Annotated in this window: 14 protein-coding genes; 8 read left to right on the forward strand and 6 right to left on the reverse strand. The window is 69.2% G+C overall.

What is annotated here, in order from left to right; all coding sequences use genetic code 11:
• The first annotated feature begins 89 nt into the window (after positions 1-89).
• Complete coding sequence (locus BM394_RS10215; RefSeq protein WP_425427654.1) at positions 90-1640, forward strand: glycosyltransferase family 87 protein; 1551 nt, start codon at positions 90-92, stop codon at positions 1638-1640.
• Here the strand turns inward: BM394_RS10215 and BM394_RS10220 are convergent.
• On the reverse strand, positions 1570-2934 hold the full coding sequence (locus BM394_RS10220) for a hypothetical protein (RefSeq protein WP_425427655.1): 1365 nt from the start codon (positions 2932-2934) through the stop codon (positions 1570-1572). The two genes, BM394_RS10215 and BM394_RS10220, sit on opposite strands and share 71 nt — an antisense overlap.
• Before the next feature lie 187 nt (positions 2935-3121).
• Positions 3122-3880: a deoxyribonuclease IV gene (locus BM394_RS10225; RefSeq protein WP_092977127.1), complete on the reverse strand. Its 759-nt coding sequence runs from the start codon at positions 3878-3880 to the stop codon at positions 3122-3124.
• A gap of 355 nt (positions 3881-4235) precedes the next feature.
• On the opposite strand from BM394_RS10225, the gene BM394_RS10230 reads away from it, so the two are divergent.
• From BM394_RS10230 to dnaB, 6 genes are all read left to right on the forward strand, one after another.
• A complete protein-coding gene (locus tag BM394_RS10230) occupies positions 4236-5240 on the forward strand; it encodes a hypothetical protein (RefSeq protein WP_175530045.1) in 1005 nt (334 codons plus the stop codon).
• 233 nt (positions 5241-5473) lie between these two features.
• The gene (gene rpsF, locus BM394_RS10235) at positions 5474-5836 is read left to right on the forward strand and encodes a 30S ribosomal protein S6 (protein WP_092977129.1); all 363 of its coding nucleotides are present in this window, start codon (positions 5474-5476) and stop codon (positions 5834-5836) included.
• Between the two features lie 60 nt (positions 5837-5896).
• Positions 5897-6361 carry a single-stranded DNA-binding protein gene (locus BM394_RS10240; protein ID WP_092977131.1) on the forward strand — a complete coding sequence of 155 codons (465 nt, stop codon included), beginning with the start codon at positions 5897-5899 and terminating at the stop codon, positions 6359-6361.
• A 178-nt stretch (positions 6362-6539) separates the two neighbouring features.
• Positions 6540-6779, forward strand: coding sequence for a 30S ribosomal protein S18 (gene rpsR, locus BM394_RS10245; RefSeq protein WP_092928741.1), 240 nt, complete (start codon positions 6540-6542; stop codon positions 6777-6779).
• Positions 6780-6982: 203 nt separating this feature from the next.
• Entirely contained in the window at positions 6983-7435 is a 453-nt protein-coding gene (gene rplI, locus BM394_RS10250; protein ID WP_092626635.1) for a 50S ribosomal protein L9, read from the forward strand.
• A gap of 543 nt (positions 7436-7978) precedes the next feature.
• Entirely contained in the window at positions 7979-11266 is a 3288-nt protein-coding gene (gene dnaB / locus BM394_RS10255; RefSeq protein ID WP_092977133.1) for a replicative DNA helicase, read from the forward strand.
• A gap of 4 nt (positions 11267-11270) precedes the next feature.
• Here dnaB and BM394_RS10260 read toward each other — a convergent pair whose 3' ends face one another.
• The 4 genes from BM394_RS10260 to BM394_RS10275 all read right to left on the reverse strand — a co-directional run bounded on the left by BM394_RS10260 (position 11271) and on the right by BM394_RS10275 (position 14201).
• Positions 11271-12437, reverse strand: coding sequence for an RNA polymerase sigma factor (locus BM394_RS10260; RefSeq protein WP_092977135.1), 1167 nt, complete (start codon positions 12435-12437; stop codon positions 11271-11273).
• Entirely contained in the window at positions 12434-12841 is a 408-nt protein-coding gene (locus tag BM394_RS10265; protein ID WP_092977258.1) for a YciI family protein, read from the reverse strand. Before BM394_RS10265 ends, BM394_RS10260 begins: the two co-directional genes overlap by 4 nt.
• A gap of 136 nt (positions 12842-12977) precedes the next feature.
• On the reverse strand, positions 12978-13466 hold the full coding sequence (locus BM394_RS10270; protein ID WP_175530046.1) for a GNAT family N-acetyltransferase: 489 nt from the start codon (positions 13464-13466) through the stop codon (positions 12978-12980).
• A gap of 84 nt (positions 13467-13550) precedes the next feature.
• Positions 13551-14201: an HAD-IA family hydrolase gene (locus BM394_RS10275; protein WP_092977260.1), complete on the reverse strand. Its 651-nt coding sequence runs from the start codon at positions 14199-14201 to the stop codon at positions 13551-13553.
• 151 nt (positions 14202-14352) lie between these two features.
• Between BM394_RS10275 and BM394_RS10280 the strand changes: the two genes are divergently transcribed.
• Positions 14353-15576 carry an MFS transporter gene (locus BM394_RS10280; protein ID WP_092977139.1) on the forward strand — a complete coding sequence of 408 codons (1224 nt, stop codon included), beginning with the start codon at positions 14353-14355 and terminating at the stop codon, positions 15574-15576.
• The last annotated feature ends 62 nt before the right edge of the window (positions 15577-15638 follow it).

Here is a 15638-nt window from a genome sequence, read left to right on the forward strand (position 1 = left end):
TCGCCGAAGGGGTCGGCGAGGAACGCCACGGTGCTCCGGAGTCGGCCGGAGCCGAACCGCTCACCGCGGTCCCCGAACGAGCGGCACGGGTGGACAGCGCTTCGCTCGCCAGGGCCCGACGGGTAGCTCCCACCTGGACGGAACCGTTGGCGATCAGGCTGAGCGGCCTGTTCGGCGGGCGACTCGGCGCTCATGCCCAGGTGGGCAGGCAGTGGTTCTGGACCCCGCTGCGGGTGATCCTGCTGCTGGCGGTACTGCTGTTGGCGGCGAGCTGGCTCCTCAAGGCACCCTGCGCGCAGACCTACGAAACCACCGACGGCCCCCGGTTGGACTGGCGCGACCACCGGCAGTACGTCGCGTTGTGCTACACCGATCTCATCCCGCGCTACGGAGCCGGGGATCTGGCGCCGGACGGGGCGTTTCCCTACAAGACGTCCTGGGTGGACGATCCGGGCACTCCCCGCGAGCAGGTCCGCTACATGGAGTATCCGGTGCTCACCGGGCTGTTCCAGTGGGCCAACGCGCGGCTGACCGACGGCTGGATGACGCTGGCCTCCCACGGGCTGCTGCCGGCCACGGTGCAGGGCGCGGTCTACTTCGAGATCAGCGCGTTCTGGCTGGCCGCGGCCTGGTTGGTGACCGTCTGGGCGCTGTACCGGTTGTGCGAGTTCCGGGCGTGGGACGCGGCTCTCGCCGCCACCGCCCCGCTGGTGTTCGTGCACGCCTTCACCAACTTCGACGCGCTGGCGACCGCGCTGGCCACCACCGCACTGCTCGCCTGGTCCCGTAAGCGAGTGGCGCTCGCCGGGGTGCTGCTGGGGCTGGGTGCGGCGACCAAGCTCTACCCGCTGCTGCTCATCGGCCCGATCCTGGTGCTCTGCCTGCGTTCCGGGCGGATCCGCGAGGGGCTGCGCGCCCTGCTGGCCATGCTGAGCGCGTGGCTGGCGGTGAACCTGCCGATCATGGTCATGTTCCCGCGCGGCTGGTGGGAGTTCTTCCGGCTGAACAGCACCCGGCCAGCCGACCCTGACTCGCTGTACAACGTGGTCATGCACTTCGGCGACTGGGCGGGTTTCGACGGCCCGCTGGGGCCGAACGAGACGCCCACGGTGCTGAACGCGGTGAGTCTCGTGCTGTTGCTGCTGGGATGCGCTGCGATCGGAGCGCTGGCGCTGTCCGCACCGGTACGGCCGCGGCTGGCGCAGCTGTGCTTCCTGGTGGTGGCGGTGTTCCTGCTGACCAACAAGGTGTGGAGTCCGCAGTACTCGTTGTGGCTGGTGCCGCTGGCCGTGCTCGCCATCCCGCGCTGGCGGCTGCTGGTGACGTGGATGCTGATCGACGCGGCGGTCTGGGCACCGCGGATGTACTACTTCCTCGGCCCCGCCAACAACGGACTGCCCGAGGGCTGGTTCCTGGGCGCGGTCGTGATCCGCGACGCGGTGGTGGTGCTGATCTGCGTGCTGATCGTGCGGGAGATCCTGCGTCCGGAACTGGACAAGGTACGCCGTGCTCCCGGTTCCGATCCGCACGGCGGGTTCCTGGACGACGCCCCCGACCGGTTCGTGCTGCCTATTCGGCGAAGGCGGGGCGAGGATCCCGATCGGCTGCCGCCCGTGGCGGCGAACTCCCGGGGAACCTGAAGCCGGAAGCCCCGAGAAACGCGACGAACAACCCGACCAGCAGCGCCGCGCGCCCCCACACTCCGATCATCACCGCCTGTGCCGCGAACGACTCGTAGACGGCGAAGGGTTGGTCGGTGTTGATCAGATACATCCAGCGGAAGAACCCGATCCCCATGGCGGCGTCGGCCAGCAGGTAGGCGATCACCCAACCGGTACGCACCGGCACGAGCACGAGGAACGGCAACAACCAGAGCGCGAACTGCGGGGAGTGCACCTTGTGCAGCAGCAGGAAGCCGCACAGCATCGCGGCCGACACCGCCACCCACGGGAAGGCCCCGCCCCGGGACCAGTGGCGCATCCCCACCGTGCAGGCCAGCGCGAACGAGGTGAGCACCAGCAGAGGGGAAAGCACCCCGACCAGGGCCTCGAACCGGTCCTCCGCCATCAGCGGTCGCAGGCCCCAGTACCAGACCGAGTTGGTGGTCAGGTCCACCGAGCGCCGCAGCTGGAACCGGAACGAGGCCGCCCACCCCTCGAAACCGATCACCGCGAACGGCAGGTTGACCAGCACGAAAGTTCCCAGTGCGGTGCCGAGCACCCCGAACGCGCCACCGATGTCGAACCGGCCGCGGCGCACCTCGGAATCACGGGCGACGGCCGCGACACGGCCATCGGCGGCATCACGGGCACCGGCAGCATCACGGGCACCGGCAGCGCCGCCGGTGAGTACGTACAGCGCCAGCGGCAGCGCGAACATCGCGGGGTAGAGCTTGCAAGCGGCGCCGATCCCCAGCAGCACGGCCGCCAGCAGGGCCGGCCGTCGCAGCCCGGTGGCCCGGTAGCGATGGACCGCGTAGATGGCGCCCACCGAGCAGACCACGGCGGCCAGGTCCCAGTTGTGGAAGGAGTAGAGCACCAACGGCGGGCCGAGCGCCCACCACAGCGCCCGCCAGCGACTCAGCCGTCCCAGCCACCAGGCGGTGAGCAGTCCGAACGGGGCGAACAACAGCGCGGAGGCGGCCAGGAAACCCGCGTCGGTCCGCACGAACAGCGACCCCAGCCACACCAGCACCCCGATCAGCACCGGGTACTCGACGACGCTGCCGTACAGCTCCCCATCATCGGTGATCCCGCCGGTGGCGTAGGGGAAACCCATCTCGTCGAGTTCGCGCGCGTTCCACAGGTACTGCAGGTCCGAGTAGCAGACGTAGCGGGAGCTGCGCGCCGAAACGTCGGAGCGCGAGACGCCGGACTCGTCGAACTCGGGCCCGGTGCAGCGGGCCTTGTTCGCGTACCCCAACAGCATGGTCATTCCGGTCAGCACGCACAGTGCCGCCAGGGCCAGGGCGGAGAGTCCGGCCGTTCGCCGTCTCACCGATCGGTCACGCACGCTCGCTCCCGGACAAGAATCGAGGTCCCGGTCCTCCGCGGTCGGGGAGACTCGGCCCGACCGGCGTCGGTTTCACGCGAAACCGCCGATGTCCCCGAGCCGAGGGAATTCAACCACGGAGGTAGGCGATGTCCTCGGCCTGCCCCTCGGGGGGTGTCTCCACGACGATCGGCGCATCGGCCGTGGCACAGACCTCGCGCAGCACTTCGGGATCGATGGTGCCGGAACCGACGTTGGCGTGCCGGTCGCGCCAGGACCCGAACGGATCCCTCGAGTCGTTGAGATGCACCAGATCGAGACGCCCGGTGATGGCGCGGACCCGCTCCACGATGCCGACGAGGTCCTCACCGGCCGCGTACGCGTGGCAGGTGTCCAGGCAGAATCCCGCGCCGAACTCGCCGACCGCGTCCCAGAGCCGGGCGAGGTCGTCGAACCCGCGCGCCATGGCGTTGGCGCCGCCCGCGGTGTTCTCGATCAGCACCGGAACCTCGAAACCGCCCTCGGCGGCCTGGCGCTCGAAGAGTTTGCGCCAGTTGGCCACTCCCTCGGCCGGATCGTCGTCCTTGGTGACGTGACCACCGTGCACCACCACTCCCTCGGCCCCGACCCGCGCCGCCGCCGCGGTCTGCGAGAGCACGGACTTGCGGGAGGGGATGCGGATGCGGTTGTTCGGCGAGGCGACGTTGATCACGTAGGGCGAGTGCACGAAAACCCGCAGCTCGGACTCGCGGAGTTGTTCCTCCCACGGATGCGGTTGCGGAGCCTTCCAGCCCTGCGGATCGGAGAGGAAGAACTGCACGACCTCGGCGCCGCGTTCGCTCGCGGCGGTCAGTGGATCGTCGTCACGAACATGGGCACCGATCTGCATACCCCGAGCCTAGGAGTTACCCACGGAGTAAGTCGCGTGGGTGGTTCCTTGGCGGTACCTCTCGCACGGCTCTCACCGCGGCTCCGGAGACACCGAGTAGTTACCAGCGGCGCGTCGATTTCGCGAGAAATCGACGCCGCACGGTACAAACCCCGGCAGTGTCGACCGCGAGGATGGTCGGGGTTCGGCCTCCGCGAGCACGCGGCGGAGGTGATTCGAAACGGTTTCACACTATGGCGTTACCGTGACCGTACTCACGCGTTAACCAGGGTGAGGGCTTCGATCTCCGCGAACCGCCCACCCGCGAGACGACGGCGGGCGCCCGGAGAGCGCGCACGGAGTGAGGGGTACGTGTATGAGCAGTCAGCGCGATGACCACCCGACCGGGGAATCCACTGTCGACTCCCGGAAACGGGCGCCCGCCGCGTTGCGGCGAGCCGCCGCTGCCACGGCGGCGAGCGCCGTGGTCGCGACGAGCGGGTTCCTGGGCGGCGGTGTGGCCGCCGCGGCGGATCCGGTGGTGATCGGTACCTGCACCGAGGACGTGACGAGCACCGAGTACGGGCAACCGATCGTGGTCTCCCCCCGTGCGCTGGACTCCCGGGTCAAGGACGCGGCCGGGCTGACCTTTCCGCTCGATTTCGACCGGATAGACCGGATCCACCAGCAGTTCCTGCGAACGGCGCCGATCGACATCGGCGAAGTGACAGCCGAGGAACAGCACTTCTCCGGTTCCGCGCTGGCCGACGCGCTGGCGGACCGCATCGCCGGTCTGCCCGCCGTCGAGGATCGCGGCGACACGATGAACTTCCACGTGGGCAACCTCGCGGTCACCTGCCTGGGTGGCGTGAACGTGCCGGGCCAGGCGAAGCCGGAACCGACCGAACCGAGCACCACTCCGGAGAAGCCGAACACCACCCCGCCCGCCGAATCCCCGGATCCGGGCTCCTCCGGTGACGAGCAGCGGAACCCCGACGCGCCCGGTTCCGGCAGTGGCGGTGATCCCACGACGGAACCGACCGACGACCAGCAGCGGCGGCAGGCGGGCGGGCCGGACTCGAACTACTCCCCGGGGTCCGCCGAACAAGTGGCGCCTTCCGAGTACGCTTACGTGCCGGGGTCGCTGCCGCCGTGGTCGGACAGCCGGTTCGGCGAGACGTCCGGTGGAGAACCCGCCACCGGTGACCTGCGAACCGGCGACGAGCACAACCAGCAGGACCGGGTGCGCGAAGCGGGAAGCGCGCAGGCACTGCCCACCGGTTCCGGGGAGCGCGTGGCGTTGCCGGTGCTGTTGGCCGCTGTCTCACTGGCCGGGGTGACCGCCGCGCTCATCAGGACGTGGGTGCTGCGCCGAGCCTGATACGTCCCGCTTTCGGCCGTCCGCGCTCGCGTGGGTGGGGGAACGTTCGCGTCGTCAGGCGAGAGCACCACTCGTCACGCGGAACCGGCACCGGACAACCGGGTGGCACTCGGGATACCCAGGTCACCGGCCGATTCGCCGGATTGCTACGCTGTGCCGGATCGCCCGGCATTGGCGACCCTCCTGCCGCGGAGAGTCCGCGGCCGTAAGTCCACAGGAGGTGAGTGGTCGTTATGCGTCATTACGAGCTCATGGTCATTCTTGACCCGAGCCTGGACGAGCGGAATGTCGCCTCGTCCCTGGAGAACTACCTCAAGGTCATCCGCAACGACGGTGGCAGCATCGAGAACATCAACGTCTGGGGCCGCAACAGGCTGGCCTACGAGATCGACAAGCGCTCCGAGGGCATCTACGTCGTAGTGGATCTGAACTCCGAGTCGGCTTCGGTCAACGAGCTCGATCGCCAGCTCAACCTGAGCGAGAACGTGCTGCGCACCAAGATGCTGCGCAAGATCGTGCAGCCGCGCAAGGAGGCCCGTCTGGCCCGCGCCAGCGCCAAGGCGGCGAGCCGCGGCAAGGCCGAGACCTCTGCCTGATCGCCGTGCCACGAGCTGCACAGCCATCCGACCTCAGCACAGAGACGGAGTCCACAGGCGATGGCCGGTGAAACCGTAACCACAGTGGTCGGCAACCTGACAGCCGATCCGGAACTGCGCTTCACTCCCTCCGGCGCGGCGGTGGCGAACTTCACCGTCGCGTCCACGCCGCGGTTCTACGACCGCCAGGCGGGTGAGTGGAAGGACGGCGAGGCCCTCTTCCTGCGTTGCAACATCTGGCGGCAGGCCGCGGAGAACGTCGCCGAAACGCTCACCCGGGGTATGCGCGTGGTGGTGCAGGGACGGTTGCGCCAACGCTCCTTCGAGACGAAGGAAGGCGAGAAGCGCACCGTGGTCGAGATGGAGGTCGACGAGGTCGGCCCCTCGCTGCGCTATGCCACGGCGAAGGTCAACAAGATCAGCCGCGGCGGTGGCTCAGGTGGCGGCTCCGGTGGAGAGGATCCCTGGAGTTCGGCACCCCCGGCCGGTTCCGGCGGCGGTTTCAGCGACGAGCCACCTTTCTGATCCGGGCGGGACGAGCACGGTCACCCGGTGACCGGGCGAACCGTCCCGCCGTGGCCGCGGCGTTTTCGACGCCCGGGAATCGACCGGCCGTGGCCGGTGCGCCCCGGAGTCGTGCCCACCGCGCGGCCGAACCAAAAGTCCATTACGGAGTTCTCGCTCGCTTCGAAGGAGCAAGCACATGGCCAAGGCGCCCGTGCGCAAGCCGAAGAAGAAGGTCTGCGCCTTCTGTGACGACCAGAACGCACTGAGTATCGATTACAAGGACACCGGGCTGCTGCGCAAGTACATCTCGGATCGCGGCAAGATCCGGGCACGGCGTGTGACCGGCAACTGCAGTCAGCACCAGCGGGACGTCGCCATCGCGGTCAAGAACGCCCGCGAGATGGCGCTGCTGCCGTACACCTCGACCGCCCGGTAAAACCGGGATTCTCGCCACCGCCCCGCGCTCCCACGTGTGCACGATTCACGACGGAGACCCGGACCGTCAGGGCGCGACCTCGCTGCCCGGATTCGGGAACTCGGTCGCACGCTCGGTCACACACGGGAAAGCGGCCGGCTCTTCGGTGCCGGTCGGCGACGGGGCCGGGGTGACCTCGGTTCGGCTTTGAAAGGAGACACGCCGTGAAGATCATTCTGACCTCGGACGTGAGCGGTCTCGGCGCCTCGGGTGACGTTGTCGAGGTACGTGACGGCTACGCCCGTAACTACCTGCTGCCGCAGAACATGGCCATCCTGGCCACCAAGGGTGCGCAGAAGCAGGTCGAGACCATCCGTCGCTCGCAGGAGAACCGCAGGGTCCGCAACCTGGAGCACGCCCGGGAGCTGCAGGAACAGCTGCAGAACATGGGCATGGTGCGGCTTTCCAAGAAGGTTTCCAAGAAGGGCAAGCTGTTCGGTTCGATCACCGAGTCCGACGTGGTCTCGGCCGTGCGTCAGGCGGGTGGCCCCAGCCTGGACAAGCGTTCGGTGGAACTGAAGGGCAACGTCAAGTCGCTGGGCAAGATGGCCGTCGGCGTGCGGTTGCACCCCGACGTCTACGCCTCGATGCACGTCGAGGTCACCCCGGGCGGCTGAATCACTCACCGCGGTTCCGCGCGGCGGTGGCGTACGCAGGCCGCGCGGAACCGGCTCGGTTCCGTTCCTACACCGTTTTTCCGCACCGGTAGCACACCGGTTGGGGACGGACGTTTCGCATCCGTCACGGACGGACAAGCTGTCCACAACCTGTCCACAGGGCTTTCGTTGCGAAGTGCGCTGCGAAAACAACTGCTACGACAGAGTTGTCCCCAGTTTGTCCACAACGCGCGTCGTCGGGTGGACACGTGTGTCTCATTCCGCTCGGCCAGTTGTCCCCCGACTTTTCCACAGCCCCTTCGAATCGGCTCGGTGCCGAACCGGGTCACGTAAGATGTGGGCACCTTCGAGATCACGGACATGACAGCACGCACCCGCGACACGCCGGGGCGCGACCAACCGGGCGCTGTCGATGTCTCCGCGATTATTTGCCGCGACGACTCGTGACCCGGCGACCCCAACGGGTCGGCACGGTGACGCGTATGTCGGAACTCGGCCCGTGCCTCGGGGCCGGACTCTGCGTCCAGGAGGTGGCAGTAAGCCGTGGCGTTGGCTGACGAGCGCGGAGCGGAACCGCCCCCCGACGAGAACGATGGTGACCCCGGCGCGGGCTTCGAACGGCAACCACCGCAGGACGTGGCCGCCGAGCAGTCGGTGCTCGGCGGGATGATGTTGAGCAAGGACGCCATCGCCAACGTCGTCGAGGTACTCCAGCCACAGGACTTCTACCGTCCCGCACACCACGTGATATACGAGTGCGTTCTCGATCTGTACGGACGGGGTGAACCCGCCGACGCGGTCACGGTCTCGGCCGCGCTGGAACGGCGCAACGAGCTCGGCAAGGTCGGCGGCGGCGCCTACATCCACACGCTGCTCCGGACGGTCCCCACCGCGGCCAACGCCAACTACTACGCCGAGATCGTCTCGGAGAAGGCGGTACTGCGCAGGCTGGTCGAGGCGGGTACCAGGATCGTCCAGTACGGCTACAACGGTGCCGAGGGTGCCGCGATCGAGGAGGTCGTGGACCGCGCGCAGGCCGCTGTCTACGACGTGACCGAACGGCGCACCAGCGAGGACTACGTCGCGCTCGAAGAGCTGCTGCAGCCGACGATGGACGAGATCGACGCCATCGCCTCGCGCGGCGGCGAGTCGGAGGGGATCCCGACCGGTTTCGTGGATCTGGACGGCGTGACCAACGGGCTGCACCCGGGACAGATGATCATCGTCGCGGCGCGCCCCGGTGTTGGCAAGGCACTGGCGCTGCACACACCGCTGCCCACTCCGGAGGGCTGGACCACCATGGGCGCGGTTTCCGTGGGGGACACGCTGCTCGGCGCGGACGGCAGACCGGTCCGGGTGACCGCGGCCACCGAGGTGATGCACGGTCGCGACTGCTACGAGATCGAGTTCTCGGACGGCACGCTGGTGGTCGCCGACGAGCAGCACCAGTGGAGCCTGCGGGACGGCACCGTGTGCACCACGGCCGGACTCCGCGACAGGCTCGGTAACCGGATGGACGTCGAGCTGCCCGACCACGGGCCGTTCTCGCTGGCACAGCGGGATCTGCCGATCGCGCCCTACCTGCTGGGAGTGTGGCTGGCGGCGGGTGACAAGGCGGGCGAACTGTCCGGGGTGGCCGAGGACGTACTGGCCAACCTGGAACCGGACGGCCCGGTACGCGTGAACGACGGGGTCGTGCTCGACGAGGAAACCGCCGCCGAGTTGGCCGAGCTGGGAATTCGGCACGAGGCCGAGGTACCCGCCGAATACCTGCGCGGGAGTCAGCAGCAACGGCGCTCGCTGCTGGCGGGGCTCGCGGACGCGGCGGGCAGCGTGGGTGAGGACGGCCGCGTGCTGCTGCGAGTGCGCGAATCCCTTTCGGTGCGGGTTCGCGAGCTCGTCCTCACCCTGGGATACCCGTGCACCGCCACCGTGGACCCGGACTCGGGCGACGAGATCACCACTCTCGTCGTCTTCGACAGCGGCGAGGACCAGATCTTCCGACGCACCGAACTCGACGACCAGCACAAGCGGAAGCGGGGCGGTGAGCGTCGCGCACGGGGGATCAGGGCCGTGCGGCGCACCGCGAGCGTCCCGGTGCGGTGCGTGGAGGTCGACTCGCCCGATCGGCTCTACCTCGCGAGCCGGTCGATGATCCCGACCCACAACTCCACGCTCGGGCTGGACTTCGCCCGTGCCGCCTCGATCAGGAACGGGCTCGGCAGCGTCATCTTCTCGCTGGAGATGGGCCGCACCGAGATCGTGATGCGCATGCTCTCCGCCGAGGCGCGGATCCGACTCGGCGACATGCGCGGTGGCCGGATGACCGACGAGGACTGGACCCGTCTCGCGCGCCGGATGAGCGAGATCAACGAAGCGCCGCTGTTCATCGACGACTCGCCCAACCTGACGATGATGGAGATCCGCGCGAAGGCGCGGCGCCTGAAGCAGCGCAACGACATCGGGCTGATCGTGGTCGACTACATGCAGCTGATGACCTCGGGCAAGCGGGTCGAGTCCCGACAGCAGGAGGTCTCGGAGTTCTCCCGGAGCCTCAAGCTGCTCGCCAAGGAACTGGAGATCCCGGTGGTGGCGATCTCGCAGCTCAACCGTGGTCCGGAACAGCGCAACGACCGCAAGCCGCAGCTGTCCGACCTGCGTGAGTCGGGCTGTCTGACCGGGGGGACACGGCTGCTGCGGGCCGACGACGGTTCGGAGATCACCTTCGACGAGCTGATGGCCGAGGGGCAGCGTCCGCTGGTGTGGTCGGTGGACGACCGGCGACGGATGGTCGCGCGACCGATCACGAACGTGTTCAGCAGCGGCGTCAAGGAGGCGTTCCGCGTCGTGCTGGCGTCCGGTCGCGAGATCGAGGCCACCGCCAACCACCCGATGCTGACCCCGTGGGGCTGGACCCCGCTCGGCGAATTGGCCGAGGGAACCCACGTCGGGGTGCCGGGGCGGATTCCGGAACCGCTCGGCGCGGAACCGGTCTCGGAGTCCGAAGTGGTCTCGCTGGCACGGTCGGCGCTCGACAGCGGCGACGTGCCGCGCCGGGTGTTCGCACTGCCGCGGGAGCGGCTGGCCGTCTTCCTGCGGCACATCTGGGGGATCACCGGTACGGAGACGCCGGACGCCGACGGCCTCCCGGTCGGGCAGGGGGGATGCGTGGTGACCGGCCGCGCGCTGGCCGACGGGCTCCAACTGCTGCTCTCGCGGTTCACCGTCCACTCCCGCCTACGTCGTCCCTCCCCGGAAGCGGAACCGGACCGCTGGGAGGTGCTGCTGGACGGGCTCGACAGTCGGCTGCGCTTCGCCCGTGAGATCGCCGGACCGGAGGTCGGGAACCAGGGGGTCGCGAGTCGGGAGAGCGCGAGCACGGCGCCCGCACCGGTCGCCCGAACCGGTGTGTCCTTCGAGCCGGGGGCGGTCGCCGGAGGGGTTGGCACGCTCCCCGCCGATCGGCGGGCACGAGCGGTCGCCGACGACGGATCGCGCCGGAACGATGTGTCCCCGGACGGAGCGCCCTCGGACGACGTGTGCTGGGACGAGATCGTCGAGATCACCTCGCTCGGTGAGCAGCCGGTCTACGACGCGACGGTGGCCGACACGCACAACTTCGTGGCGAACTCGGTGGTCATGCACAACAGCCTGGAGCAGGACGCCGACATGGTGATCCTGATCCACCGGCCCGACGCGTTCGAGCGGGACGACCCCCGGATGGGTGAGGCGGATCTGATCCTCGCCAAGCACCGTGCCGGTCCCACCGAGACCGTGACCGTGGCGCACCAGCTGCACTACAGCCGGTTCGTGGACATGGCCCAGGAGTAGGGCGTCAGTCCTCGCGACCCGGCCACGAGGTCCGTGCCCGGTGCCGCACGCGTGCTGCTTCACGGGTGAGGTGGTCGCGTTCGGCCAGGTTGGTGGCGGCGTGGGCGGCTTCGGCGTACAGCTTGGCGGCGTGGCCGAGAGTGCCCGCCTTTTCGTGGAGGTGTGCCGCCACGGCGGTGTACCGGGGCAGGGTGGGGTCGATGTCGGCGAGCGCGGCGAGACCGGCCCGCGCCCCGTCGGCTTCGCCGACCGCCACGGCACGGTTGAGCCGCACGATCGGGCTGCCGGTGAGGCGCAGCAGTTCGTCGTACCATTCCACGATCTGCGCCCAGTCCGTCTCGGAGGCGGTGCGGGCGTCGGCGTGCAGGGCGGCGATCGCGGCCTGGGCCTGGTACTCGCCGAGCCGGTCGCGGGCCAGCGCGCTCCGCAGGATCGTCACTCCTTCGGCGATCATCTCGGAGTCCCAGAGCGAGCGGTCCTGCTCGGCCAGCGGCACCAGGCGACCACCGGTTCCGGTGCGAGACGCCCGGCGGGCGTGGTGCAGCAGCATGAGCGCGAGCAATCCGGCCGCTTCGGGCTCGTCGGAGAGGGCGACGAGTTGGCGGGCGAGCCGGATCGCCTCGGCGGCCAGGTCGACATCCCCGCTGTATCCCTCGTTGAACACGAGGTAGAGCACTCGCAGCACGGTCGCCGCGTCGCCGGGCTCCTCGAATCCGACCCCGGCGATGCGGCGTTTGGCCCGGCTGATCCGCTGGGCCATCGTCGCTTCCGGAACCAGATACGCCGTCGCGATCTGCCTGGTGGTCAGGCCGCCGACCGCGCGCAGGGTCAGCGCGACCGCCGAGTTCGGGGACAGAGCGGGATGCGCGCACAGGAAGTACAGGCGCAGCGTGTCGTCCGTCGCGGGCACGGAGCCGCCGGTTGGTTCGGCCGCCACCGCCAGTTCACGCCCGCGCCGGGTCCTCTCGGCCCGGGCGGAGTCGAGGAACTTGCGCCAGGCGACCGAGATCAGCCACGCTTTCGGGTCGCGTGGCCGCTCCTCCGGCCCGGCTTCGAGCGCCCGGACAAGGGCCTCCTGCACGGCGTCCTCGGCCGAGGCGAAGTCGGCGCCGCGACGGACGAGAACGCCGATCACGGCGGGGACGAGTTCCCGCAGCGGTGTTCCGTTCACTCGGTCACCGTGGGTGGCTCGGTGAGGAAGGGCCGTACTTCGATCCACTCGTGGATCGGCTCGCCGCCGACCCCGGGAGCCGCCGACAGCTCGCCGGCCAGCTCGACCGCGCGATCCCAGGACTCCACGTCGATGACCATCCACCCCGCGATGAGGTCCTTCGTCTCGGCGAACGGACCGTCGGTCACCGGTGGTTGTCCCGCACCGTCGTATCGCACGAAGGTTCCCCCGGGAGTCAGGGCCTGCGAGTCCACGAACTCGCCGTTCTCCTCCAGGCGGGCTGCGAAGTCCTTCATGTACTGGATGTGCGCGTCGACCTCCTCCGGATTCCACTGATCCATCGGCGGGTGGTCCATGACCGATTCCGGGCCACCTCGGTAGTGCTTGAGCAGCAGGTACTTCACGATGAGCTCCTTCTCCGTCGGACGACCGGTTGCTCCGATCGTGCCCCGGGGACGGAGCCGGCGCGCCGTTCTCGACACTGTCGCGCGTCGATTTCTCGCGAAATCGCCACCCACGGAAACCGAGCCGGAGCTCCGCTCAAAGCGCGCGGTGCATGATGTGCAGTCCCACGAACCCCTTCTCGGGGTGCTCGAAGGCCTCCGGCACCGTTGCCAGGATCTCGAAGCCCAGGGAGCGCCACAGCGCCACCGCACCGGTGTTGGTCTCCACCACCGCGTTGAACTGCATCGCCGAGTAGCCGTCGGCGCGGGCCTGCTCGACCACGTGCTCTCCCAGCGCACGACCGTAACCGCGTCCGGCGTGGGCAGGGTCGACCATGAAGCCCGCGTTGGCCACGTGCGCGCCCGGCCCGGCGTGGTTGGGATGAGTCTCGGCGGTTCCGACCACGGATCCCTCGTCGTCGATGGCCACCACGGTCCGCCCCGGTGGCTGTCGCATCCACCCCGCGCGAGCGCTCGGTTCGGTGGTGTCCCGCTCCCAGCAGAAGGTCTCGCCCGCCGAGACTATGTCACGCATGAACCGCCAGATCGCGGGCCAGTCGTCGGCCGTCGCCTCCCTGATACGCACGTCACCAGCATCCACGACCGATCGGCCTGGAAGCAATCGAGGGGACCGCCGATCGTGCGGCACCGCCGGATCCCGAGCGGCCTCTCAAGCGGACAGTTCGGTGAGCACCCCGGGCAGCTCGTCGATGCGTTCCAGTCGCCGTTCGGCCAGTCGCAACGCGTCCCCGGCGGGCGGAAAGTGCGGATTCGGCACGGCGACCACGGTGGCACCGGAAGCCGCCGCCGAACGCAGCCCGTTGGAGGAGTCCTCCACCGCCACACACCGGCGCGCGTCCACTCCCAGCTCGTCGGCCGCGCGCAGGTAGACGTCCGGGGCGGGCTTGCCCGCTCCCACCTGCTCGCTGGAGACGGTGCGGCGCACCACGTCCGTGAGTCCACCGGTTTCCAGGAACGCACCGATGATGCGCGGCGGGGCGGAACTGGCGATGGCGACCGGATACCGCTCGGCCACGGTCCGAACCGTCTCGACGGCCCCCGGCAGCGTCGGTGGCTCCGTGGCGTAGTGCTGGGCCATCCGGTCGATGACCGTCTCGGCCACCTCTTCGGAGGACAGTCGAACGCCCAACCCGGTGACGAGGTACTCGGCCCATTCCGGAGTGCTCATCCCCATCATGCGTTCACTCGCACCATCGGCCCACCGGCCGCCGTGCTGCTCGGTGACCTCGCGCCGTATGCGGTCCCAGAGGTGCTCGGAATCGACCAGCACACCGTCGAGATCGAACAACACCGCGGTCACGCCATCGCTACCGTCGCACACGCCGTCGATGGTATGGCCCGAGCGAGGTCCCGGCTCGTGCGGTGAGCTTGCTCATGTCGGATGGGCAGCTCACGAGTCGAAAGTTAGCATTTCTAACGAAATACTTCGTCCACAAGAGGAGCGCGCGTCCATGAGCGGGTCCGAAGCCACCCGATTGCGCGAGGTGTTCAAGGGACAGCCCAAGGCCGTCTGGATCACCGCGTTCGCGGCCGTGATCGCCTTCATGGGCATCGGTCTCGTCGATCCGATCCTGCGTTCCATAGCCGAAGCGCTCGACGCGGGTCCGGAGCAGGTGACCCTGCTGTTCTCGTCCTACCTGGGGGTCCAGGTGGTGGCCATGCTGATCACCGGCACGTTCAGCGCGCGGTTCGGTGCCAAGCGCACCGTGGTCAGCGGTCTGGTGCTGATCGTGCTGGCCACTCTGGCCTGCGCGCTGGCCGGTACGGTCGTGCAGCTGGTGGCGCTGCGCGCGGTCTGGGGCCTGGGCAACGCCCTGTTCATCGCCACGGCGCTGTCGGTGATCGTCGGCGCGGCCAGCGGCGGCCAACGGGCCGCGATCCTGCTCTACGAGGCCGCACTCGGCATCGGCCTGTCCACCGGTCCACTGCTCGGCGCACTGCTCGGGAACATCTCCTGGCGGGGACCGTTCGCCGGAACCGCCGTGCTGATGGCCATCGCGCTGATCCTGGCCGTGGGCTTCCTGCCCTCCGACACCGGCAAGCGCGGTGAGCCGGTCAAGCTGCTCGACCCGCTGCGTGCCCTGCGGCACGGCGCGCTGCTGCGCACCTCGGTGGGCTCGGCGCTGTACACCGCGGCCTTCTTCACCGTACTGGCGTGGTCCCCGTTCGTGCTGGAGTACGGCGCGATCGCCGTGGGGCTGGTGTTCTTCGGCTGGGGTGTGTGCGTGGCGTTCGCCGGTGTCACGCTGGCCCCGAAGATCGCCGACAGGTTCGGCGAACTGGGCGGCACGGTACTGGCCGTGTCGCTGTACGCGGCGCTGCTGCTGATCATGACCATCGACAGCAAGGCCGTGCTGATCGCGGGCATCGTGGTCAGCGGTCTGGTGTCGGGACTGCTCAACACGCTGTTCACGGGCAGCGCCATGAGCGTCAGCAAGGCACCGCGCCCGGTGGCCAGCGCGGGGTACAACTTCTGCCGCTGGCTCGGCGGGGCGCTGGCCGCGACGCTGGTCAGCCACATCGCCACCTGGCTGGACTGGCCGAGGGCGCCGTTCGCGGCGGGCGCGGTGGCCTGCCTGCTCGCGGCCGGGCTGCTCGCGGCGGGGCTGCGCTCGCGCGGTACCGATCCGCACCGGGTGCCGGAGGAGGCAGCGGTGGTCGGCGAGGAGTTCTGACCGCACCCGAGCCGGGGTGGCCGGACGGGGCAACGGGCCCCTCGGCATCCACAGTCCCCTCG

The sequence above is a fragment of the Actinopolyspora lacussalsi subsp. righensis genome, assembly GCF_900116555.1.
GTDB classification, from domain to species: domain Bacteria; phylum Actinomycetota; class Actinomycetes; order Mycobacteriales; family Pseudonocardiaceae; genus Actinopolyspora; species Actinopolyspora lacussalsi.

Excerpts from the sequence above, each read along its gene's own strand:
- BM394_RS10220 (WP_425427655.1), bottom strand. The coding sequence starts at position 2,934 with ATGACCATGCTGTTGGGGTACGCGAACAAGGCCCGCTGCACCGGGCCC.
- BM394_RS10225 (WP_092977127.1), bottom strand. The coding sequence starts at position 3,880 with ATGCAGATCGGTGCCCATGTTCGTGACGACGATCCACTGACCGCCGCG.
- BM394_RS10230 (WP_175530045.1), top strand. The coding sequence starts at position 4,236 with ATGAGCAGTCAGCGCGATGACCACCCGACCGGGGAATCCACTGTCGAC.
- rpsF (WP_092977129.1), top strand. The coding sequence starts at position 5,474 with ATGCGTCATTACGAGCTCATGGTCATTCTTGACCCGAGCCTGGACGAG.
- BM394_RS10240 (WP_092977131.1), top strand. The coding sequence starts at position 5,897 with ATGGCCGGTGAAACCGTAACCACAGTGGTCGGCAACCTGACAGCCGAT.
- rpsR (WP_092928741.1), top strand. The coding sequence starts at position 6,540 with ATGGCCAAGGCGCCCGTGCGCAAGCCGAAGAAGAAGGTCTGCGCCTTC.
- BM394_RS10280 (WP_092977139.1), top strand. The coding sequence starts at position 14,353 with ATGAGCGGGTCCGAAGCCACCCGATTGCGCGAGGTGTTCAAGGGACAG.